The sequence below is a fragment of the Erythrobacter sp. JK5 genome, from assembly GCF_018205975.1.
Lineage (GTDB): Bacteria > Pseudomonadota > Alphaproteobacteria > Sphingomonadales > Sphingomonadaceae > Erythrobacter.
In genome coordinates this window covers 1,869,035-1,893,081 of record NZ_CP073577.1, presented here as the reverse complement: position 1 = coordinate 1,893,081, position 24,047 = coordinate 1,869,035, and the positions used below count along the sequence as shown (strand labels likewise).

General features: G+C 64.4%; 14 protein-coding genes. 6 read left to right on the top strand and 8 right to left on the bottom strand.

From position 1 onward, the window contains the following. Positions 1-5: 5 nt before the first annotated feature. Both gatB and KDC96_RS09235 read left to right on the top strand, forming a co-directional pair. A complete protein-coding gene (gene gatB, locus KDC96_RS09240; protein WP_212448173.1) occupies positions 6-1,505 on the top strand; it encodes an Asp-tRNA(Asn)/Glu-tRNA(Gln) amidotransferase subunit GatB in 1,500 nt (499 codons plus the stop codon). Between the two features lies 1 nt (position 1,506). Beyond that, positions 1,507-2,508 (top strand): esterase-like activity of phytase family protein, encoded by a 1,002-nt coding sequence (locus tag KDC96_RS09235; protein ID WP_212448172.1) that lies wholly within the window; start codon positions 1,507-1,509, stop codon positions 2,506-2,508. Here the strand turns inward: KDC96_RS09235 and KDC96_RS09230 are convergent. The 7 genes from KDC96_RS09230 to KDC96_RS09200 form a co-directional block, all read right to left on the bottom strand. After that, positions 2,490-3,032, bottom strand: a complete 543-nt coding sequence (locus KDC96_RS09230) for a DUF4287 domain-containing protein (protein WP_212448171.1) — start codon at positions 3,030-3,032, stop codon at positions 2,490-2,492. The genes KDC96_RS09235 and KDC96_RS09230 overlap by 19 nt on opposite strands. 14 nt (positions 3,033-3,046) lie before the next feature. Next, positions 3,047-3,604, bottom strand: a complete 558-nt coding sequence (locus tag KDC96_RS09225) for an SRPBCC domain-containing protein (RefSeq protein ID WP_212448170.1) — start codon at positions 3,602-3,604, stop codon at positions 3,047-3,049. After that, complete coding sequence (locus tag KDC96_RS09220) at positions 3,601-3,948, bottom strand: helix-turn-helix transcriptional regulator (RefSeq protein ID WP_212448169.1); 348 nt, start codon at positions 3,946-3,948, stop codon at positions 3,601-3,603. The genes KDC96_RS09225 and KDC96_RS09220 overlap by 4 nt, the downstream gene beginning before the upstream one ends. A gap of 53 nt (positions 3,949-4,001) precedes the next feature. Next, the gene (locus KDC96_RS09215; protein WP_212448168.1) at positions 4,002-5,609 is read right to left on the bottom strand and encodes a peroxidase family protein; all 1,608 of its coding nucleotides are present in this window, start codon (positions 5,607-5,609) and stop codon (positions 4,002-4,004) included. A gap of 197 nt (positions 5,610-5,806) precedes the next feature. Further along, positions 5,807-6,109: a hypothetical protein gene (locus KDC96_RS09210; RefSeq protein ID WP_212448167.1), complete on the bottom strand. Its 303-nt coding sequence runs from the start codon at positions 6,107-6,109 to the stop codon at positions 5,807-5,809. Between the two features lie 154 nt (positions 6,110-6,263). After that, positions 6,264-9,137, bottom strand: a complete 2,874-nt coding sequence (locus tag KDC96_RS09205) for a pitrilysin family protein (protein WP_249171737.1) — start codon at positions 9,135-9,137, stop codon at positions 6,264-6,266. A 68-nt stretch (positions 9,138-9,205) separates the two neighbouring features. Next, entirely contained in the window at positions 9,206-11,413 is a 2,208-nt protein-coding gene (locus KDC96_RS09200; RefSeq protein ID WP_212448166.1) for an acylase, read from the bottom strand. Positions 11,414-11,593: 180 nt separating this feature from the next. Here KDC96_RS09200 and clpB point away from each other — a divergent pair, with 180 nt between their 5' ends. The 3 genes from clpB to KDC96_RS09185 all read left to right on the top strand — a co-directional run bounded on the left by clpB (position 11,594) and on the right by KDC96_RS09185 (position 20,112). Beyond that, the gene (gene clpB, locus KDC96_RS09195) at positions 11,594-14,173 is read left to right on the top strand and encodes an ATP-dependent chaperone ClpB (protein WP_212448165.1); all 2,580 of its coding nucleotides are present in this window, start codon (positions 11,594-11,596) and stop codon (positions 14,171-14,173) included. A 346-nt stretch (positions 14,174-14,519) separates the two neighbouring features. Beyond that, positions 14,520-17,957 carry a TonB-dependent receptor domain-containing protein gene (locus KDC96_RS09190; RefSeq protein ID WP_212448164.1) on the top strand — a complete coding sequence of 1,146 codons (3,438 nt, stop codon included), beginning with the start codon at positions 14,520-14,522 and terminating at the stop codon, positions 17,955-17,957. Positions 17,958-18,108: 151 nt separating this feature from the next. Then, positions 18,109-20,112: a S9 family peptidase gene (locus tag KDC96_RS09185; protein ID WP_212448163.1), complete on the top strand. Its 2,004-nt coding sequence runs from the start codon at positions 18,109-18,111 to the stop codon at positions 20,110-20,112. 85 nt (positions 20,113-20,197) lie between these two features. Here KDC96_RS09185 and KDC96_RS09180 read toward each other — a convergent pair whose 3' ends face one another. Beyond that, entirely contained in the window at positions 20,198-20,749 is a 552-nt protein-coding gene (locus KDC96_RS09180; RefSeq protein ID WP_212448162.1) for a hypothetical protein, read from the bottom strand. 276 nt (positions 20,750-21,025) lie between these two features. On the opposite strand from KDC96_RS09180, the gene KDC96_RS09175 reads away from it, so the two are divergent. Continuing rightward, on the top strand, positions 21,026-24,028 hold the full coding sequence (locus KDC96_RS09175; RefSeq protein WP_212448161.1) for a TonB-dependent receptor domain-containing protein: 3,003 nt from the start codon (positions 21,026-21,028) through the stop codon (positions 24,026-24,028). The last annotated feature ends 19 nt before the right edge of the window (positions 24,029-24,047 follow it).

Sequence of the window (24,047 nt, the reverse complement as noted above, 5' to 3'; positions counted from 1 at the left end):
AGCCTATGAGCACATACACAATCCACGGCGCGACGGGCGAATGGGAGGTCGTAATCGGCCTCGAGGTTCATGCGCAGGTCACCTCCAACGCCAAGCTGTTTTCGGGCGCGTCCACCGCTTTCGGAGCCGAGCCGAACACGCAGGTCAGCCTCGTCGATGCGGCGATGCCGGGCATGCTCCCGGTGCCCAATCGCGAATGCATCCGGCAGGCGGTGCGCACCGGCATGGCGATCGAGGCCGAGATCAACAAATGGTCGCGCTTCGACCGCAAGAACTATTTCTATGCCGACTTGCCGCAGGGCTACCAGATCAGCCAGCTCTACCACCCGCTGGTGGGCGAGGGGCAGCTGCTGATCGAAGCCGATGAGAAGGCCGGGATCGCCGAAGACAAGGTGATCGGGATCGAGCGCATCCATGTCGAGCAGGATGCGGGCAAGCTGATGCACGACCAGCACCCGACCATGTCCTATGTCGACCTCAACCGCAGCGGCGTCGCGCTGATGGAGATCGTCTCGCGCCCGCACATGCGCTCGCCCGCCGAGGCCGGAGCCTATGTCCGCAAGCTGCGCAGCATCCTGCGCTATGTCGGATCGTGCGACGGCAACATGGAGGAAGGCTCGATGCGCGCCGACGTCAACGTCTCGGTACGCCGTGCGGGCACCCAGGAGCTCGGTACCCGGACCGAGACCAAGAACGTGAACTCGGTGCGATTCGTGATGCAGGTGATCGAATACGAGGCCAACCGCCAGGTCGATGTGCTGGAATCGGGCGGTACTGTCGATCAGGAAACCCGGCTGTTCGATGTCGCGACCGGCACCACCCGCACGATGCGGTCGAAGGAAGACGCGCACGATTACCGCTACTTCCCGGATCCGGACCTGCTGCCGCTGGTGCTGGACGACTCGTTTCTGGAAGAATGCCGCGCCAGCCTGCCCGAGCTGCCCGATGCCAAGCGCCAGCGCTACGAGAGCGAGCTCGGCCTTACGCCCTACAACGCGCGCGAGCTGACCGCCGAGGTCGAGACCTTCGCGCGGTTCGAAACGCTGCTCGCCGCCACCGCCGCGACAATCGGCAAGCCGGAAAAGGATGTCGCCACGCAGGTCGCGAATTGGGCGCTTTCGGTCGCTCCGGGCGTGGTCAAGGGGCTGGGCGACGAGGCCGACTTAACCAACTCGACTCCCGCAGCGCAGGCGACGATCCTGGCGATGCAGGACAAGGGCGAGATCAGCGGCGGGCAGGCCAAGGAGATCTACGAGATCGTCCTCAGGCAGGGCGGCGACCCTGAGGCGATCGCCGATGAAAAGGGCCTCAAACAGGTCAGCGACACGGGCGCGATCGAGGCCGCGATCGATGGCATCATCGCCGCCAACGCCGACAAGGTCGAGGAATATCGCGGCGGCAAGGACAAGCTGTTCGGCTTCTTCGTCGGCCAGACGATGAAGGCGATGCAGGGCAAGGCCAATCCGGCGGTGGTCAACCAGATCCTGAAGGACAAGCTGGGGTAATGTGCTGATCCGGGGGAGGGGGCTGTGGATCGGGGGCGCGATCCTGCTCGCGGTGGCAGCGCTGCTTGCCGCGTGGCTGATCGTCCACCGGCCGCATGCAAGCGATTCTCCCGATATCGTCCTCGTCCCGCTGTCCGAAGACGACCCGTCGCTCGTTCGGGTCGGCGAGTTGCGCTATCTGGGCGGGATCGACCTGCCCCGCCTCGGCCAGAATATCGGCGGCCTGTCGGGCCTGCGCTGGGATGCGGGAACGCTGCTGGCGCTGACCGACGATGCCCGCTGGGTGCGGATCGCGGTGCGCGAGCGGGATTCCCGCCTCGTCGGCGTCGGTGAGATCACCACCGGCTCTCTGCTCGGTTTCGAAGGCGAACCGCTGACCGGCAAGGAAGCGGGCGATTCCGAAGCGCTGACCCGCAGCGCCGATGGCGGCTGGCTGGTCGCGTTCGAGCGCGATCACCGCGTCTGGCGCTACCCTGCGCTGGGCGAACGACCCGAGCCGACCGCGGTCGATCCCGTCGCCCTGTTCGGCGCGCTCGAAGCCAATAGAGGCATTGAGACGCTGGCGGGGGACGAGACCGGCCTGTTCGCGTGCGCCGAGCGCTGGTCGGGTCCGGACGATCTGGGCAATTGCATCCGGCAAGTGGCAGGTGCGGACCCGGAGCGCGTCGTAGTTTCGCCGCAGGGACCGCTGTACGAACTCGGGGGCACACCGACCGATGCTGACTTCGCGAGCGACGGGACGCTTTACCTGCTGTTCCGCAGCTATTCGCCGGGGGATGGTAACGGCGCGGAGATCGTGGCCCTGAACCCGCGTGACGAGCGGCGCGCACTCGCGACGCTGCGCCCGCCGCTCACGGTCGACAATTTCGAAGGGCTGGCGGTGCGCGAAGAGGGCGGGCGAACCTTCCTTTACCTCGTTTCCGACGACAATTTCTCGGGTTCGCAGCGAACGCTGCTGCTGAAATTCGCGGTGGTGCCGCCGCGTCAGCCCGCGCGCGAATAGGCCTCCTTCATCCAGCCTTTGACCTCGGCATCGAAGTCGTCCGCGCTTTCCAGCCGCACGCGGTGGCTGCACATCGCGTTGTAGTTCTCCAGCCGCCCCTGCGGCTCATCGCCCTTCAGCGCCAGGCCGAGGTCGATGCGGGTCTTCGTCGCCGGTGTCACCAGCGCGAACTGCTTCTTGCGGCGTAGGCTGACGCTGGCTTTCTTGGGCGCGATCTCGACATCGCCGCCCAGCGATTGCGCGAATGTCACGATCTCCTCGTAGAGCGGGCGCAACCCGGCCTTCGCGCCGGAATATTGCGCTGCGACCAGATCGATTTCCTCGCCGGTCTCCCTGGATTTCGAGACGATCAGGTTGGCAAAGCCGTGCCCGACGCCGTGTTCGCCTTTCAGCAGTTTCATGATCTCGCCGTGCTTTTCGAGTCCGCTTGCCCGGATCAGCGCGATCCATTGGTCGAGCGTCTTGCCGGTCTTTTCCGGAATGTTCGCCAGCATCGTCGCCAGCTGGTCTTCGGGTGATGCCATGAGAATATCCTCCCCTACAGGTTTGCGATCCGTTCGAACGGCCAGTTTTCGCTGCGGCACTCCTTGGGCGTGAACGGCGCGGCGAGCCCCATCACGCCGAGCAGGAACCGCTTGCCGAGCGAGGGCCTGCCGGTTTCGACCACGGACTTGAACGTATCGACGATGAACTGTCCGCCCTGCGCCATACCCTTTTCGGTCTTGGTGCCGACGGGGACGTTGGTGGTGACGAGCGAAAATTCGGTCCCGCCCTCGACCGGCTCCAACTCGTAGGTGACGGTGCAGGGCGGGTCGTCGTAGGCGGTGAACTTGAAGGTGTGCGAATAGCGGCGCGGAGGATCGAATTCGAGCACCGTGCCGACCACGGTGCGATACTTGCCGTTCGGCGTTTCCATCGCCATCGGCTTGCCCACCGTCAGCTCGCCGGTTGTCCGGCACACCGATCCGAAGAAGAACGGCAGCACCTCGTCGGTTCTGACCAGCTCGTTCCACACCGTCTCGACCGGCGCGGCGATGAACACCTTGTACACGGCCTTCTCGCTCGCCTGCGGCGCGGTCGCGCTTGCTTCGCTCATTGCTTTCCCTCCCGTTTGGCCGCGTCTTCGGCGGCGCGTTTGATCCCCGTAAGGCGAGAGGCGAAGCTCCCGCTGTAGGCGCCGAGCCAGCGGTCGGAGATCTGCTGGATCGGCACCGCGTTGAGATAGAGCCGCCGGGTGCGGCCCTCCCTTTCGCTCACCACCATGTTTGCCTCCTCGAGCACCCGCAGATGCGCCATGATCGCGACCCGGCTGACATCGAACTTTCCCGCGAGAATCCCGACCCTGAGTCCGGGATGGTCGCGCAGGTGATCGAGGATGGTCCGCCGCGTGCCGTGCGACAGCGCCTGGAAAATCCGGTCCATGTCCGAATCGGTAATCATGTAATTACATTGTTACATATTGGGCGAGACGTCAAGCGTGCACGAACGTCGGGCTACTCGCGTCCGCGCTGCCAGCCTTCGCGAGTCATGCCGACGAACCGCTCGCCCACCCCGGCCGAGTTGCGATCGAGGATATCGCGCAGGGTCCTGGTGTCCGCGATCGCCTCGATCCCTTCGGGCGTGAACGTATCGCGCTGCACCTCGGGATCGCCCCAGACATGCTCGGACAACAGCGGGTTGGTGAGCGCCTGCGAAAACGCATCGACCGCAACCATCGTTTGCAGCAGGGGCGGTAGCGGGCCGTCCGGCGTGCGCGGCTGTGCGAACAGGCCGGGATAGAATTCGACCCGCCCGACCTCGCCATAGAGCGCGCGCAGCTCATCCTGGATTGCCGGGTCGGGGTTGATGTCCGCCCAGTCGCGCGCGGGTCGGTGCCCGAACGCACCCTGATACGCGACGAAGGGTGCGATCCGGTTCAGCCGCGCCTGGTCGACCGCCTTCTCCTCGACCTCGATCAGCCAGCCGACCGTGTTGTGCAGCCCCAGCTCGGTCGCCCGGTTGCCGCTGATATCGGCAAACGCCTGCGCGAGGCCGCGCGCGAGCAAGCGCGCGTTGTTGAGCCGCAGCGCATTGCCCGGCAACGCCTCTCCGCCCCACACCATCCGGTCCGGCACCAGCGAATGCCAGCGATACAGCAGACTGAATTCGGCGGTGATCCAGTTGGGCCGGTTCCAGCCCGCGCGCCATGCCGAGACGGCATCGGCGATCAGCATCAGCGGGGTGGAATTGATGTGGTTGATGTACTCCTCGACCACGATCTTGATGAACATCACTACCGTGCAGGCGCGCGCGGCATCGAATACGCGGTCGTCGTTCCAGTGCGGATTGCCGGCCGCGATCGCGCTCGCCAGCCGGTTGTGCTCGCGCAGGAACAGCACGTTGATCATGCTGACCTGCGGAGCGGCATTGGCCCGGTCGCCGCCGACCGCGAACAGGGTTTCGCGCCTCTGCGCGGTGGTGTGATCGATCCCGAGCGGGGTATCGAGCAGCGGCTTGCCCTCCGCGTCGGTGAATTCGGGGTTGAAGGCCTCTCCCCCCGGCTGGAACAGCCTGAGCGGCCATTCCTCCCCGTCGATTACTTCGGACTTGAGCCTGCCACGTTCGTCGGGGTGTTCGGAAAGCGTCCGCAAGGCCCGCACCTGCTCGACCGTGCGCCCGTAGAGCGGGCACAGGTCGATCTCGTGGTTCGAAGTGTTGCGTCGCCGGTCCTCGATCGTCTCGCCGGTGCCGAATTTGTTCGAGACCATGGTGCGGATGAACCCGTCCGTGAGATATTGCGCAAAGGCCGGAAACAGGCAGGTCGACTTGGGGCAGAGACGCTGCTCGCGCCCCTCCGGCACACGGAACAGGTCGCCGACGCCGTGCAGGTCGGGCAGGTCGGGGATATCGGTCGCAGGCAGGTGCCGCGCGCTGTAGCTGCGATCGGTCAGCCCGCGCCAGCTCACGTGATCGCTGTAGGTGCTCCAGGGATGCGGACGCGTGCGGGTAACCTTGACCAGCCGCCCGATCGCTAGGGCGTTGATCCGCCGCGCAAGGCCCGGCGAAAGGCGCGCAAGCAACGCGGCGACGCGGTAGAGGAATTTTACGAGGACGCTTTTCATGACACCTCCTTGGCCTGCGACCCGGATGCCATTGTGCGCGTGGTTTAGCAGGTGCCCGGCGGGCGCACAAATGCCCGCGTCAGGTTAGCCAAGTAAAGTGCGAGACAAACCCCTGGATTGACTTGCCGGATGCGTAAACAAAACGGGCCGCCGGATCGCTCCGACGGCCCCTTTGCTTGTGAAGTCGGTGACTTCGCTTACGCGGCCTTTTCGCCGGTCAGCGGCATCGCGCCGAAGGCGCCGGCGTTGACGTTGCCGGCCAGCGTGCCGCCATCGACGGTCGCTTCGCATTCCAGCGTCATCGGCATCGGCACGGTCATGTTCATCTTCCAGGTGAGGGTGTTGCCATCGACCTTGCCGTCTTCGACGTCCATCGAACCCATGCCGCCGGCCATGTTGCCGCTGAACGTGCCGTCGCCGTTGTCGACCACGGTGAAGGTGCCGCTCTGGTCGCCCATCGGGCTCTTGACGGTGGTGTTGTAGGTACCTGAAACAGACATTTCCGTATCTCCTTGATGGTCGAGCGGCCGGGGGCCGGCCCATTGTGATTGATCGAGCGCGGCCGGTCGTTCCTGCCTGCGAAACTCGCGCGTGTGTTTACACGTGTGCCGGGGCGACTCAACCTCTATCGATCTGCCGGGCGATGCCGTAACGTCACTCGTCTGCCGGAAGCTCGCGAACCTCGACCGGCATGCCGATCCCCTCGAGCTGCGGCTGCACCTTGCTGGCATCGCCGACCACCACCCAGACGAATTTCTCGACCTCGAGCGCGGCGCGCGCCGCTGCGTCGAGACTGGCGCGGGTCTGCGCGCCGTAGCGGTCGACCAGCTTCTCGTAATAATCGTCGGGACGGCCGAACAGGGCGTTGTCCTGCAGCGCATCGAGCACCGCGGGCGAGGTTTCGAACTGACCGGGCAGCTCGCCGATCTCGGCCGCGACGTTGCGCGCCAGCTCTTCGTCGGTCACGCCGCTGGTGGTCAGGAACTCGCTGGTCTCGCGCATCATCTCGCGCAGCGAATCCCCGGTCCGGTCGGCCTGCACGCCGCCGCTGATCGAGTAGACCACCGCGTTCTCGCGCGCCTGCGGCCCGCCGCGTACGCCATAGCTCCAGCCCTTGGTCTCGCGCAGGTTCATGTTGAGCCGCGCGAGGAAGTTTCCGCCGAGCGAATTGTTGGCGTTGGTGAAATCGACATAGGCCGGATCGCTCGCATCGAGCGGGGTCAGCTGCGCCCCGAGGATAAAGCTCTGCGGCGAATTCGGGCGGTTGATCAGCACGATGCGATTGCCCGCATCGGGGGCATCGTCGAGCGAAAAGCTCTTCTCGCCCTTCGCCGCCGCAGGCGCAGTCCAGTCGCCGAACACGCCGTTGAGCACATCGACGATCTCCGCCAGCGGCTTGTCGGAGATCACGAACACCTCGCCATTGTCCGGGCGGATCCAGGTATCCTTGAAGGTCACCAGGTCTTCGCGCGTGATCGACGCGACGCTTTCGACAGTGCTGGGGCCGCCGTAGGGATTGGCCTCGCCGAAAACTTCGGGGCCGATCGCGCGGAACGCGATGCCCTGCGGCGAGGTCATCTGCTGCTTGATCCCGGTGATCGTCTGCGTCCGCACCCGTTCGAGGTCGGCGGGGTTGAACGCCGGTTCGAGCACGATTTCGCGGAACAGGTCGAGAGACGGTTCGAGATTGGCGGTCAGGGCGGAAAGCGTGAAGGTCGAACGGTCGGACCCGCCGCCGGTCGAAATCGTCAGGCCCAGCCGCTCGCGCGTTTCGGCGATTTCCTGCGACGTGAGGTTTTGCGTGCCCTCGTCGAACAGGTTGAGCGTCAGGTCTTCGAGACCGCGCTTGTCGACCGGATCGGCCGCGGTGCCGGCATTGAAGGACAGCGTCACGTAGGTCGCGGGGACAGCGTCGCGCTGCGCGTAGGTGACCTGCATGCCGTTGGCGAGCGTCGCGCGCTCGACATCGGGGAAGTCGAGCTGCGCCACGCTGGCGATCGGCGGGGCGGGGCGGACCTGCGAGACGGTGATCTGTTCGGCCGCGCGGTCGCGTTCCGAGGCGTTGTCGTCCGCACTCGCGACCGAGGCGGCTTCTTCGTATTCCGCGTCGCGTTCGCCCGGTTCAAGCACCAGCGTGAAGCTGGGTTTGGTCATCCAGCGCTGCATCGCCGCCTTGACGTCGGCGGGGGTGAGCGTGGCGAGCACGTCGAACTGGCGCTTGTAGAAGCCGGGATCCCCCGCGAGCACTTCACCGCGCGCCAGCGTGACCGCCTTGCCGTCAAAGCCGCCGACCTGTTCGAGCCCGCGGATCGTGCCGGCCAGCTGGCTGGTCGCGGCGCGGCGCACCTCGTCCTCGCTCGGGCCTTCGGCGATGAATTCGGCGACGAGTTCATCGAGCCGGGCTTCGAGCGTAGCGAGCTCGACGCCCGGTTTCAGCGTGGCGCTGACCAGCAGGATGCCGGTGCGCTGGAAATCGAAATTGCCCGCGCCCACGCCGACCGCGAGCTGTTCGTCGCGCACCAGTACTTCGTCGAGCCGGCTCGAAGCCAGCCCGCCGAGGATGCTGGCACCGATATTGAGCGCGGCGAGTTCCTCGCTGGTGATGCCCGGGGCGTGCCAGTATTTCGTGATGTTGGTCGCCGCGACCTTGTCCTTCATGATCGAACGGACATCCTCGCTCAGCGTCGGAATTTCCGCCTGGGCCGGATTGTTGACCGGGCCGCGCGCGATCGGGCCGAACCATTTTTCGACCAGCGGACGTGCTTCCGCGGCCGACACGTCGCCGGCGAGCACCAGCGTCGCATTGTTGGGGCCGTACTTGTCGCGGAACCAGCTGCGCACGTCTTCCATCGAGGCCGCGTCGAGATCGGCCATCGAGCCGATCACCGAATGGCCGTAGGGGTGCTCCCTGGGAAACATCTTGTCGAGGATCTCGTAGAAGACGAGGCCGCCCGGCTGGTTGTCGCCCTGGCGCTTTTCGTTCTGGACGACGCCGCGCTGGTTATCGAGCTTTTCCTGCGTCACCGCGCCGAGCAGGTAGCCCATGCGGTCGCTTTCCAGCCACAGCGCGCGTTCGAGCGCGGGGCGCGGCACCGTCTGGAAATAGTTGGTGCGGTCGAAATTGGTGGTGCCGTTGTAATCGGTCGCGCCCATTTCCTGCAGATACTGGAAATAGTCGTTGGGGGCGTTTTCCGAACCGTTGAACATCAGGTGTTCGAACAGGTGGGCAAAGCCGGTCTTGCCTTCGGGTTCGTCCTTCGAGCCGACGTTGTACCACACCGCGACCCCGACGATCGGCGCCTTGCGGTCCTCGTGCACGATCACGGTCAGGCCGTTTTCGAGCTGGAATTCCTCGTACGGGATCGAGACCTGCGAGACCAGTTCGGTGAGCGAATTGGCGTCTGCCGCTTCGCTTTCGCCGGCCGTGTGGCCATCGGCGAAGGCGGGCGCGGCGGGAACCGCGAGCGCGAGCCCGAGCGCGGCGAGGCTGGTGGTGGCAAGGCGCATGCGAGAAGAACGCAAGATCATGGAAATGCTCCGGTTTCGGGAGGGAATGTCTAAGCCAGCCTGCGGTGGCAGGGGCGCGAAATCAAGCCTCAATCGGCAGTGTTGGTTACGGTATAGCGACGCTTTGCATTGGCGAGCACGTCGTCGCGCCAGAAATAAACCGGCTTCAACTTGTGATCGACGAACAGCTGCATCTGGTCGGTGTAATGCGGGCTGCCGGGCCGGGTGGTGGCCGCGCCGAACGGCTGGATCGAACGCGAGAACACCCGCCCGCCGTCTGTCGGCCACTCGACCCACTGGATGAAACTGTCGCCATGCACGAGGTTGAGCCGCCCGTCGGGATCGACCTTCCAGGTCGTCATCGCCCGCAGCGTGTCCGAACCGCCGGTCAGCGGCAGGTCCTTGTCGCCCTGGCGCAGCCGCAGCAGGTCGGACAGCGGCGGATCGAGCCGTCCGAAATGCGTCATCAGATGCGCAGCGGCCTCGTCGAGCTTGTCGGCCATCAGCGGCCACGGCTTGTTCTGATACTCGGCCGACATGAAATCGCGGATCAGGAGATAGGCCAGCGCATCGGCGCGGCCCTTGCCGTCGGCGGTGAAATCCCAGCCGAGCAGCAGGTCGCGCGCCTCGCCCCGGCGCCCGTCGGCCTGCATCATGTCGAGATCGTCCCACATCCGGTCGATATAGCCTTCGCGTTCGTAGGCCATGTCGTACTTGATCGCCTCCAGCGCGGCGCGGTCGAGCGTGCCCGCTTCGGTCAGCAGCTTGTACGCACGGCGCGAGCGGTTGGTCTGCTTTTCCTCGATCCCGAGCACGGGCGAAAACGCGTCGCGCGGCAGATCGCTGCCCGGCCCCGCCGCCGTGAACGGTTCGTTGTTGGCGTTGTAGAGCCAGCCGCTGGCCGGATTGACCAGCTTGGGAATCTCGGCGTAGTCGACTGTGCCCTGCCAGATCAGCTCGCTGCGATCGCCCGGCAGCACGCCGCGCCAGTTGGCGCGGACCTCGTCCAGTTCGGGCCGGTCGGGGATCGCCGCGTTGTAGATATAGGCGATCGTGCCGGTTTCGTCGGCGAAGATGAAGTTGGTGCTGGGGATCGCCATGCGCGCCATCTGGCTTTGCCATTCATCGAAGCTGGTCGCCTTGTTGATGCGGTAATAGGCATCGATCTGTGCGACGCTGTCGATCCCGCCATACCGGATCGCGAAAGTGCCCTGATCGTTGACGATCGCCGGGCCGTGCTTCGCGCGATGAACGGTGCGCGGCACCGGCAGGGTGATCGGGCCGAACCTGACGGGCAGGATCACCGTTTTTTCCTCAAGCTCGCGCCATTCGCCGTCGAGCTTGTAGCGCTTCCCGCCGGCGTCGGTTTCGAGCATGTAGACATCGACCATGTCGGGCCGGTTGACCGTGTTGGTCCAGCCGAGATGCCGGTTGTGGCCGAGGAACGGGAAGGGCGATCCGGGGAAATTCGCCCCGGTGAAATGCCAGCCGTCCTCGCTCTCGACGCTGAATTCGTACCACGCGACCCCGCCGCGCAGGGGCTGGTGCGAATTCGAGATCAGCGTGGTCGGACCGCCCGCGCGTTCGGGCGCGACCGCCCAGGCATTCGACCCGAGCAGCGCCGCATCCTCGCCCCACGGCAGCGGATGGGTGCCAGTCATGGCGGTCTGTTCTTCTGCATCGGGAGCAGGCTCGGCCCTTGGAAAACCCGGAATGTCCGGCCCAAATTCACGCCGCAGCGGCTCGCCCGCGACCAGCGGCGCGATGACGTTGCCGAGCCCGTAGAAGAACGGCTGGCGCAGCACGAAGCCGGCGGCGACGTCTTCGCCGTTGACCGGGAACAGGTTGGCAAGCTTGACCTCGTCCGCGTGATCCCTGGCGTACTGGTTGAGGCCGCTGGCATAGGCTTCGAACAGCGCGCGGGAATCTGCGGGCAGTTGCGGGTACTGTCGCTCGGCCGTGCCGCGCGCATCGAGCAGATGATAGACATAATCGAAGGTCGCGCCCTCTTCGCCCGCGATCGCGCCATAGCGCCCGCGCGACATGGCGATCACGTCCTGCAGGGTGAAGAAATCATCCTCGGCATGGGCGATGGCGACGCCGAATGCGACGTCGGGGTCGGTCTTGCCGTAGATATGCGGGACGCCGAATTCGTCGCGGACGATCTCCGCCGTGTAGGCGCGTGCGGGCGGGGCCGCGCTGCGATGCGCGAAGAACGGTTCCCACGTCGCCAGCGCCACGAACGCCACGATCGCCAGCGCGGCCACGGTGATGACACCGCGCACAATCCATTTCATCCCGGAATTCTCCTGCTCTCTCTTGCCCGGATCATTGCCTGCCGGCGGGGGCTTGGCAAGCGCACTTGCCGGACCCACCTAGCCGGGTAATACACCGTTGAAGAAAATCCGGGCGCGAGGGCTTGTGTTGCGAATATGCAACACTATGTCATGTCGGTCACACCGTTGAGGGGTCTCCAGATGAATCTCGAAAAGTTCACCGATCGCGCCAAGGGCTTCCTGCAAAGCGCGCAGACCGTTGCGATCCGCATGAACCATCAGCGGATCACGCCGCTGCATCTGCTCAAGGCATTGCTCGAGGACGAAGAGGGCATGGCCGCCGGGCTGATCCAGCGCGCGGGCGGTCAGCCGGCGCTCGCAATCAGCGCGGTCGATGCCGGGCTGGGTAAAATTCCGGTGGTGACCGGCGGCGGCGCGCAGCAGACCCCGGGACTCGACAACGATGCCGTGCGGGTGCTCGACCAGGCCGAACAGGTCGCCGAAAAGGCGGGCGATTCCTATGTCACCGTGGAGATGATGCTGGTCGCTCTGGCGCTCGCGCCGGGTGCTGCGGGCGAAGCGATGAAGGCGGCGAGCGTCACCCCGCAAAGCCTCAATTCGGCGATCGACCAGCTGCGCGGCGGGCGCAAGGCCGACAGCGCCAGCGCCGAAAGCTCGTACGACGCGATGGAGAAATACGCGCGCGACCTCACCCAGGCGGCGCGCGACGGCAAGCTCGATCCGGTGATCGGCCGCGACGAGGAAATCCGCCGCACCGTCCAGATCCTCGCGCGGCGGACCAAGAACAACCCCGCGCTGATCGGCGAGCCCGGCACCGGCAAGACCGCGATCGCCGAGGGGCTGGCGCTGCGCATCGCCAACGGCGACGTGCCCGACAGCCTGAAGGGCCGCACGCTGATGAGCCTCGACATGGGGTCGCTGATCGCGGGCGCGAAATATCGCGGCGAGTTCGAGGAACGGCTCAAGTCCGTGCTCGACGAGGTCAAGAACGCCGAAGGCAACATCATCCTGTTCATCGACGAGATGCACACGCTGATCGGGGCGGGCGCGAGCGAAGGCTCGATGGACGCCTCGAACCTGCTGAAGCCCGCGCTCAGCCGCGGCGAGCTGCACTGCATCGGCGCGACCACGCTCGACGAATACCAGAAGTATGTCGAGAAGGACCCGGCGCTCCAGCGGCGGTTCCAGCCGGTCTATATCGAGGAACCCAGCGTCGAGGACACGATCTCGATCCTGCGCGGGATCAAGGACAAGTACGAGCTGCACCACGGCGTGCGCATCACCGATGGCAGCATCGTCGCCGCGGCGAAGCTGTCCGATCGCTACATCTCGAACCGGTTCCTGCCCGACAAGGCGATCGACCTGATGGACGAGGCCGCGAGCCGGATCCGGATGGAAGTGGAATCGAAGCCCGAGGAAATCGAGGCGCTCGACCGGCGCATCATCCAGCTCAAGATCGAGGAAAGCGCGCTCGCCAAGGAAGGCGACGACGCGTCGAAGGACCGGCTCGGCAACCTGCGCAAGGAGCTGGCCGATCTCGAGCAGGAAAGCGCCGAGCTGACCACCCGCTGGCAGAACGAGCGCGACAAGATCGAAGCCGAGAGCAAGATCAAGGAACAGCTCGACCACGCGCGGCTCGAGCTCGAACAGGCGCAGCGCGAGGGCGACCTCGCGAAGGCGGGCGAGCTGTCCTACGGCACCATACCCGAGCTTGAAAAGCGGCTCGAGGCTGCCGAGGGCCTGACCGAGAATGCGCTGCTGCGCGAAGAGGTTACCGAAGAGGACATCGCCAGCGTCGTCAGCCGCTCGACCGGCATTCCGATCGACAAGATGATGGAAGGCGAACGCGACAAGCTGCTGCAGATGGAAGAGCTGCTCGGCAAGCGGGTGATTGGCCAGGAGGAGGCCATCGTTGCCGTGTCCAAGGCGGTGCGCCGGGCGCGCGCCGGTTTGCAGGACCCGGGCCGCCCGCTCGGCAGCTTCCTGTTCCTGGGCCCCACCGGCGTCGGCAAGACCGAGCTGACCAAGGCATTGGCCGAATTCCTGTTCGACGACGATCAGGCGATGGTCCGGATCGACATGAGCGAGTTCATGGAGAAGCATTCGGTCGCCCGCCTGATCGGCGCGCCTCCGGGCTATGTCGGCTACGACGAGGGCGGGGTGCTGACCGAAGCGGTGCGCCGTCGCCCGTATCAGGTGGTGCTGTTCGACGAGGTCGAGAAAGCGCATGCCGACGTGTTCAACGTGCTGCTGCAGGTGATCGACGACGGGCGGCTCACCGACGGGCAGGGCCGGGTGGTGGATTTTTCCAACACGCTGATCATCCTCACCTCGAACCTCGGCAGCCAGTTCCTGTCGAACCTGGGCGACGACCAGAAGGTCGCCGATGTCGAGGACCAGGTGATGGACGTGGTGCGCGGACATTTCCGCCCCGAGTTTCTGAACCGGCTGGACGAGATCATCCTGTTCCACCGTCTGGCGATGGAGCACATGGCGCCGATCGTCGCGATCCAGATCAGGCGGGTGCAGAAGCTGCTCGACGACCGCAAGATCACGCTCGACCTCACCGATGCCGCGCTGCGCTGGCTCGGGCGGGTCGGCTACGATCCGGTGTATGGCGCACGGCCCCTGAAGCGCGCGGTCCAGCGCTATCTGCAGGACCCGCTGGCCGAGATGCTGCTCGAAGGCGAGGTGAACGATGGCGCGACTGTCAGAATCGACGAAGGCGACGGCGAATTGCAAATGACCGTCGAATCCTGAGCCTCGCGCGCGCCCGGATTCCGGACAGCGCCAGGCCGCGCAAAAAACGGCGCTGGCCATATATTGCGCGAAATCGCAGCCGGTTAAATTTTTTGTAAAGCGCCGCGCGCCGCTTGTTTCGGACGTGCGAGAAAGCCTGTGGGATTCCCGCAACACCGGGGGGAAAAGTGGCTCTTAGCTGAACGCTGCATTTACATCATTCCCTCTGCGTTGCAGGTATCGGCCACCGCAGGGGCTTTGTCGCGTCTTCATTTGGGGTGTCCGCCGTCGCAAGGGGTAAATTGCGAACGTGTCGGACATAGGGTTGGACGCGGCCAGGGTTCCGGTTGTCGCAACTGGAGTGATCATGAAAAAGTTTCACAGCAATTCGATGAAGGCGCTCGCCTTCTCCGCATCCGCCATCGCGTTCGTGATGGCCGGTCCTGTCTCCGCACAGGATGAAGGCGAAGAGGATCAGGCGCAGTCCGAGGACGACGAGGACGAAGAGCAGGTCGATGTTTCGACCGACGCATCGGGTAACACCCAGACCGAAGGTCGGGGCATCACCGTTACCGGTTCGCGTATCGTGCGCGACACCTACAGCTCGATCTCGCCGCTCCAGGTGCTGACTACCGAGAACCAGCAATCGGTCGGCGCGTTCGACCCGGCGCAGATCCTGCAGCGTTCGGAAAGCGCATCGGGTACGCAGATCGACGCGACCTTCCAGGGCTTCGTGCTCGACAATGGTCCGGCCTCGCAGACGATCGACCTTCGCGGCCTCGGCGCGGACCGTACGCTGGTCCTCGTCAACGGTCGCCGCCTCGCACCGGCCGGTGTCGAAGGCGCCCCCGCCAACCCCTCGATCAACCTGATCCCGGCATCGCTGGTCGACCGCTACGACCTGCTGCTGGACGGCGCGTCCTCGGTCTACGGTTCGGACGCGGTTGCCGGCGTTGTGAACGCCATCCTGCGCAAGGACTTCGACGGTCTCGAACTGCAGGTCAACGGCGACCTCAACGAACAGGGTGCCGGTAACGACTTCACCGTCAGCGCGGCGTGGGGCTTCAACACCGACCGCGCATTCTTCGGCATCGCCGGCGAATATCGCCGCACCGATGGATACAAGATCCGCGACCGCAACTTCCTCAGCGGCTGCGACACCAACCTCGAAATCGACCAGAACGGCAACATCCTGACGGTCAACCTCGCCGATAACGCCGCTGTGCTCGAAGATTCGGGCGGCCTCGTGCGGACCACCGAAAGCGAGTGCAAGATTCAGGGTCTCGTCGGTCGTATACAGACCACCGGTCGCTTCGGCTTCATCTATTTCGACCCCAACGATCGCGGCGTTCCGGGCGTGACCGGCAACACCGGGATCAACGGCTTCTCCGAATCCACCGACGCGTTCGGTTCGCCGGTCGACGGCGACGGCGACGGGATCCGCGATGTCGATTTCTTCGCGCTGAACACCAACGCGGCAGAGCAGGACATCGACTTCGTCCCGACGCAGAACGTCTACAACCTGTTTGCCTACGGCGAATATGTCTTCCCGGGCGAAGCCAACATCACGCCGTTCTTCGAGGCGCAGTACACGCGCACCGACGTCAACGTGCGCAACAACGGGACCCCGCAGTTCTTCCCGTGGGTTCCCTCGAACAACGTGTTTAACCCTTGCAACATCGATACCAACCCGAACGGGGTCGATTGTAACGCGATCGACAACGAGTTCCTCGGGCTGGTTCCGCCTTCGCCGCTGGCGCGCTTTGCGCTGCCGACCGGCTTCTCGACCCCGACCCGCGTCATCCCCGCGGTGCGCGGCGACCGGAACAACGTCGAAGTGCGGCAGGAGCAGTATCGCGGTGTGCTCGGTGTGCGCGGCGACCTTCCGTTCATCGGATCGAGCTGGACCTTCGAGGCTGCGGGTGTCTACTCGCGTTCGGAAGGCTCCTCGATCCGTCGCGGTATCCGCGAAGACCGTCTTGCCTTTGCGCTCGGGATCGATCCGACCGCCGACTTCAACGGCGACGGCGTGATCGACAACGATGGCGATGGCATTGCCGACGACTACATCAGCCAGCCGACGTCACCGCTGCTTGCGGGCGGCGCGTGCGATGTGGCGGGCCTGCGCAACCCGGGCCTCGCTCCGGCCGATCTGACCGCAGGCTGCGTCCCGGTGAACCTGTTCTCGCCGACGCTGTACCAGACCGTGGTCGGCGAACTCGCCAGCCAGGCCGAGCGCGATTACCTGTTCGGCGAACGCACGTTCGACACCACCTACGAACAGATCATCCTGTCGGCGTTTGCCACTGGCGACCTGTTCGAACTGCCGGCCGGTCCGGTCGGGATCGTGCTTGGTGCCGAATGGCGCGAAGACTCGATCGACTCCGATCCGAACTTCGTTGCATCCAACGGCCTGTTCTGGGGCTTCTTCGCCGATGGCGGGGCGAGCGGTTCGAAATGGATCCGCGAACTCTTCGGCGAACTCGACATTCCGCTCATGGCCGGCAAGCCATGGGTCGAGGACCTGAGCATCAAGGTCGCCGGTCGACTGACGGACGAAGAGTTCTACGGAACCGAAGGCACCTACTCGATCGGCGCCGGCTGGCGTCCGACTCCGGCGCTGCTGTTCAAGTTCAACTACGGTACATCGTTCCGTGCGCCGAACCTGCGTGAGAACTTCCTGCGCAACCAGTCGGGCTTCAACACCCTGTTCGATCCGTGCGCGGTGCCGGACGCGGCGTTCGATTCGACCGGTGGCGGCTACAACGCCGCCAACGACACGCGCGACCCGACCACGCTCGACAACTGCCGGCGCGAAGGTCGCGACCCGACCCGTGTCGGGATCGAGCAGAACGGTGTGAACACCACGCAGTTCTCGAGCGTCGAAATCGCCAGCGGCGGTACCTTCGATCTCGATCCGGAAACCTCGCGGTCGATCACCACGGGCTTTGCCTTCGAGGAAACCTTCGGAGAGGGCTTCGATGTCGCGGTGAACTTCAACTACTACGACATCAAGCTGAAGGGCTCGATCGTTGAACCGAACTCGCAGTTCATCATCAACGACTGCTTCCTGCGCGAAGATGGAAGCCGCAGCCCGTTCTGCGATCGCATCACCGCCAGTGGGCTGGCCGCCGATCGTTTCCTGATCCGTCAGCTCAATTCCGGGTTCATCAACCTGAACCAGGAATCGGTGCGCGGTATCGACATCAACGCTACCTTCGCCAAGGATGTGGTGCTGTTCGGTGAAGCGGTCGACCTCAACCTCAACCTGCGGGCCAACCACCTGATCGAGCGTTCGACGCTGTTCATCGACGAAAACGGCGATCCGAGCTTCGACGACGACGCCGGCGAATTCGGCTTCCCGAGCTGGACCGGACGGGCGACGTTCTTCCTCGACTGGGACAAGTGGCGCCTGACCTGGCAGACCCGTTGGATCGGTGAAGTCGAGCAGCAGGCCGACGGCATCGATCCGCTGTCCGACGCGTTCGGAAACGGTCCCGATGGCGTGCCCACCGGCTTCATCGGTGACACCTGCCTGGGCGGCGGTTCGGACAATGGCGTGGTTGCCGGCGACGGCGTGTTCTGCCGCGACGTGGGCTTCGCCGACGATTACTTCGAGCACACGATCTCGCTGCGCTTCGACAGCGGTCCGTTCCGGATCATCGCGGGTATCACCAACCTGTTCGACGAATCCCCGCCGCTGATCGACACCAACGAAGTGTTCGGCATCTCGAACATTCCGATCGGCAACGGCTACGATCTCGACGGTCGCGAGTATTTTGCTCAGGTGCGCTACCGCTTCTGATCCGAAAATCTCGCCATCACGACAAAAAGGCGGCCCCCTGCACTTGCGGTGGGGCCGCTTTTTTGTTTAATTCCCGACAGGTGAGGCGCCGAGGAGGACGCGCGGCTCCCGTTTCCGTAAACGCATCATCCACACCACAAGGGTCGTGACCATGAAATTCTTGAAAGTTCCAATCGTCGGAGCGATGGCCGGGGTCGCCGCGCTCGGGCTCAGCCTGGCAACACCCGCCGAAACCCAGGCGCAATCCGAAGCCCGCGTCCCGATCGACGTCTGGGCGCTGCGTGACGTCGTCAACGCGGTCCAGGTTTCTCCCGATGGCAAGCACCTGCTGGTGCACAAGGTCGAAAGCCGCGACGGCGACTACCTGCTCGAAATCTACAAGACCGACGATTTGTCGAAACCGCTGCGCCGGCTCAACGCCGATCCGATGGAGATCAACAGCGCGGCATGGGTCAGCGACACCAAGATCTTCGGCAGCGCTTGGCAGATCGTGCGCGAGCGCGTGACCGAGCCGGAAGAGGACATTCGCGAATACAAGGCGTATTTCTACGACCTCGAAAGCAACAAGTTTTCTGCCGTCGACGGCAATTTCGGGATCGAGAACCTGCTTCCGAAAGAGCCCAACAAGATCCTGATCGGCAGCGGCAACGCCATTCCCGATCCGACCGGCGTGGATCCCTTCGCCGCGTTCCGTCCGACTTCGTATTACACCTTCGATCTCGAGCGCGGGACCCGCAGTCTGGTGATCAAGGGCAACGACAAATACGGCAACATCGGCTTCGATAACGACGGCAATCCGCGCTACGCCGAGGGCTTCGACGACAGCACCAACTCGCTCAAGACGTATTATCGCCTGCCGGGCGACGGTTCGTGGAAACAGTTTGGTCCCGAATACAGCCAGGACAAGCACGAAAACCTGTATCGCTTCCTCGGCGGCGTGTACGGTGTGCGCGGATTCGATCCCGACAATCCCAACATCGGCTACATCATCGACAACCCCAATGGCGAGGACAAGGCCGCGCTCTGGAAGTACGATTTCTCCAAAGGCGAAATCGTCGAAAAGATGTTCCAGGCCGAAAACGCCGACGTGATCGGTATCCAGCGCCATTCGATCCCCGGCAACGACAAGGTCGTGGCCGCGATCTATCCCGGCGCCAAGTACGAACGGCACTGGTTCGACGAAGAGGAAAAGGCCCTGTTCGAAGCGCTCGAGCAGCAGATTCCCTATTCGCACTACATCCGGATCACCAGCCGTTCGCGAGATGGCAACACCATGATCGTCGAGAATGTCGGACCCAGGGATCCCGGGTCGTACTGGCTGGTCAAGGATGGCCAGATGGCCAAACTCGGCAGCACCAATCCGCTGCTCAATCCCGACCAGATGGCCGATGTCGAGTTCATCCGCTACCCCGCGCGCGACGGCAAGATGATCCCGGCCTACGTCACCAAGCCCAAGGGCGAAGGCCCGTTCCCGCTGATCGTGCTGCCGCATGGCGGCCCGCACGTGAACGAAGTTGTGCTCTACGACGAGTGGGGTCAGCTGCTCGCCAATGCCGGCTATATGGTGCTGCAGCCGCAATACCGCATGTCGACCGGATGGGGGCAGGACCTGTTCGATTCGGGCTATGGCGAGCACGGCCTGAAGATGCAGGACGACAAGGATGACGGCGCGCTGTATCTCGTCAAGCAGGGCCTGGTCGATCCCGACCGGATGGCGATGTTCGGCTGGTCGTACGGCGGCTATGCCGCGCTGGTCTCGCTGAGCCGCGAGAACAACATCTACCAGTGCGCTATCGCCGGTGCGGCGGTCGCCGATCCGGCCAAGGTCTATCGCATGCGCTCCTCTCCGCGGACGCCCAAGGCGATCGACGATTGGGCGCAGCGTCGCGGCATGATCGGGATCAATCCGATCAACGAAGTGTCGAAGGTCAACATCCCGCTGCTGATGGTCCATCCCGAGGATGACCGCCGGGTGATGTACTTCAACTTCAAGGACTACAAGAAGGAGTTCGAGAAGGCCGGCAAGGAAGGGCAGTTCCTGACCCTGAAGGATGCCGACCACTTTTACGTCACGCTGATGTACAACCACCAGCAGCAGTTCTACACCAAGATGCTGGACTTTCTGGCCAACGATTGCGGTCCGGGCGGGCTCTGAGCCTTACCGAACCCGACAAGAAAGGGGCTCGCCATGGCGGCGGGCCCCTTTTCGTTTCAGCCTGCTGATCCCGGAACGACGCTGGCTATTCGACGCGCTTGCCCTTGACCCCCATCTGCCCGTCGATCCGGATGAAATAGGTGCCGAGCGCGGCCTTCTTGAAGATCACGGGATCGCCCGTCTCGATGGGTGCCAGTCGCCGGGGAGCGGCGTTGATTTCCCAAACCGCCCCCTCTTCGGTCGTGAAGCGCAGTTTGCGCTGCGAGAAATAGCGCACGCTCGTGATCGTCGTTTCGAGCAGTTCGTCGGGCTCGCCGTCGCCGAACAGGCCGATCTTGGGCAGCGTGAACCCGAACAGACGGCGCTTTTCCTGGCGAACGTCCTCCCGGTCGACGATCTGGACGTCGCCGGTTTCGGTGGCGGCGACCATCGCCGCGACCGAGCGGTCGAAACACGCGAGGCGGGCGGCGTTTTCGGTCAGTGCCTGGCAGCCCCGCAATTCGTCGAGGTAATCGGTCGGCGGCACCTGGACGTCGTCCTGCGCATGGCCGGTCGCGGGAACGCCGAGCGCGATCAGAGCGGCTGCAGCGGCCGCGATCGAGCGGCGGTGCAGCACGGAAAAGTCGTTTGAAAGCATGTGATTCTCTCCGTCAGTCCGGGCCGAATGGTTACCGCGAACTTAACAAAACGCCCGGATTCTCAAGATAATACGTCGAAATCCCCGTCAGGCAAAGTCCGACGGGCAAAACTGTAGCGCGAATGTCACAGGTCGGTGGCAACCGCGCAAATTGATAGCCTGTGAGATTGCGGTGACGACTCCGATTGGCATAAGCGCGGACCATCCGGGCGTGTGCCCGTGTATTTTCCGGAAAATGCGCGCCGATTCTGGCGCACATTTATAAAGGGGACTGAAATGAACCGCTTCACCAAGGGATCGCTGCTCGCCGGCACGATCATGGCCGGTGCCGTGATCGCGACGCCTGCTTACGCACAAGATACCGAATCCGCCGAATCCGCGCAGGAAGACAACTTCATCGTTGTGACCGGCTCGCGCATTCAGCAGCGCAACGTCGAAACCGCCGCTCCGGTTGCGGTCGTCGCTGCCGAGGAATTCCAGCTGACCGGCGCGGTCAACGTCGAAAACGTCGTCAACGCGCTGCCGCAGGTTGTGCCGGGCGTTACCGGCAACTCCAACAACCCGGGTAACGGCACCGCCACGCTCGACCTTCGCGGTCTGGGCGAAGAGCGCACGCTGGTCCTGGTCAACGGCCGTCGCTGGCTGTCGTTCGACACCCAGCAGATCGTCGACCTCAACACCATCCCGAACTTCCTGATCGAGACTGTCGACGTCGTGACCGGCGGTGCTTCGGCCGTTTACGGTTCGGACGCCATGTCGGGCGTCGTCAACTTCAACCTCAAGAAGGTCGAAGGCGTCGAGTTCGGCGGCCAGTATTCCATCACCGAGCGCGGCGATGGCGCCCGCTACCAGATGTATGGCGCGATCGGCACCAGCTTCGACGATGGCCGCGGCAGCGCGACCGTCTTCGCCGAGTACTATCAGCGCGACGACATCTTCCAGGGCGACCGCGACTTCTCGAACTTCGCGATCGGCGGCGAGACCTTCGGTCTGAACCTGCTGCAGTTCGGTTCGTCGACCGTGCCGCAGGGCCGCTTCAACGCACCCGGCTCCACCGCCGTCGCTAACGGCACCGACCTCAACGGCGACGGCGACGTCACCGATCCGGGCGAAACGCCGACTGCTCCGCTGGCGCAGGGCCTCGTCATCGACGATGCCATCTTCGATACGCCGGGCAGCCCGCGCCGCCGTGCCGGCGACACCTACAACTACGCACCGGTCAACTACCTGCAGGTTCCGCAGGAACGTTACCTGCTGGGTGGCTATGCCGACTACGAATTCGTGGACGGTCATCGCGCCTACACCGAGGTCGCGTTCGTCAACAACCGCGTCGCCACCGAGCTCGCGGCGACTCCGGTGACCGGCACGTTCAACGTCGATATCGCGACCGTGTCGCAGTTCCTCGACGCAGCAACGATCGCCGAACTCAACCTGCTCGACCAGCGCGAAGCCGCTGCCAACGCCCAGCGTGTCGCCAACGGCCTGTCGCCGCTGCCGGCTCCGCAGCTTGGCGTGGTGAGCGCATCGATCCAGCGCCGCGTGCTCGAATCCGGCGGGCGCAACTCGCTCGACGAGCGCAACGCATTCCGCGTGCTCGCCGGCGTGACCGGGGCGATCACCGACAACCTGAACTACGATGCCTACTACAGCTATGCACGGACGCGTAACTCGAACGTGCAGCAGGGCAACATCTCGCGTTCGGCCTTCCAGGCCGGTCTCGACGGGACGGGCACTGCGCTCAACATCTTCGGTCAGGGCACGCTCACCCCGGCGATGGTGAATGCCATCACGATCCAGGCACAGAACGGCGACATCTCGACCGTCGAAGTGGCGTCGGGTTCGATCTCCGGCTTCCTGGGTGAGCTCACCTCGGGCGCTGGCGATGTCGGCTTCGCAGCCGGTGTGGAATATCGCCGCGTCGGTTCGCAGTTCATTCCCGACACCGCGCTGTCTTCGGGCGACGTGATCGGCTTCAACGCCGGTCAGGCGACCGAAGGCGCGTACGACGTGCGTGAACTCTTCGCCGAACTCAACGTTCCGATTTTCGACAACGGTTCGCAGCGTCTGGAGCTTTCCGGTGCGGCCCGCTACTCCGACTACTCGCTCGACGCGGTAGGCGGCGTGTGGACCTATGCCGGTGGTGCCGAATTCGACGTGGTTCCGAGCGTCAAGCTGCGCGGTCAGTACCAGCGTGCGGTGCGTGCACCGAACGTCGGCGAACTGTTCGGCGGTCAGGCGATCGGCTTCCCCGGCGCGACCGACCCGTGCGGCGATCCGGGCTTCCTGGCAGCCAACCCGGGTGCTTCGCAGACCTGCGTCGCGACCGGCGTTCCGGCGGGCAACGTGGGCAACGCCAACGCGATCCAGCTGAACGCTCAGATCCCGGCGCTGTTCGGCGGCAACCCGAACCTCCAGGAAGAAACCTCGACCAGCTGGAGCGCGGGTGTCGTGCTGCGTCCGGACTTCATCCCGGGCCTGACGATCACGGCCGACTATTTCGACATCGTCATCGATGATGCGATCTCGGTTGCGGGCGGCTCGCTCCAGGGCCTTCTGAACCTGTGCTACGGCACGGCTCAGGACGTGAACAGCCCGCTGTGTCAGCCGTTCGTCGGCATTCGTAACGGCGACGGTGCGATCACGGTGGATGCTCCGCCGCTGGTTGCGGGCGTCAACGTTGCCGAGCTCGGCACGTCGGGTGTCGACGTCGAAGTGAACTACGGCACCTCGCTGCCGTTCGCGATCTTCAACACCGATGGCGATTCGCGCCTGAACTTCAGCTTCCTCGGAACCTGGACGGAAAGCTACTTCCTGCGTCCGCTTCAGGGCCAGCCGGAAGTGTTCGAGTGCGCCGGCAAGTTCGGCGGCGACTGCCCGAACACGGGCGATCCTCGCTCGTCGTTCTCGTGGGTCTCGCGTCTGAGCTGGATCGACGGACCGGTCACGCTGTCGACGCGCTGGCGTCACCTGAGCGCCGTGGACGATGCCGACGACGGCACCGACTACACCGCCTTCAACGGTGTCGAGCGGATCCCCGCCTACGACATTTTCGACCTGACGCTTGCGGTTGAAGCCACCGAGAACGTGACCATCACGTTCGGCATCAACAACCTGCTCGACACGCTGCCGGGTACGCCCGAATTCGATGCGAACGGGTTCGTGACCAACCGTCCGAGCGGTCTCCTGCTGGGTGACAACCAGGAGCAGGCCAACACCTTCCCGAGCACCTACAACGTGAACGGTCGGGACTTCTTCGCTTCGGTTGCGTTCTCGTTCTAAGAGCGCGCCAAGCCTGAAC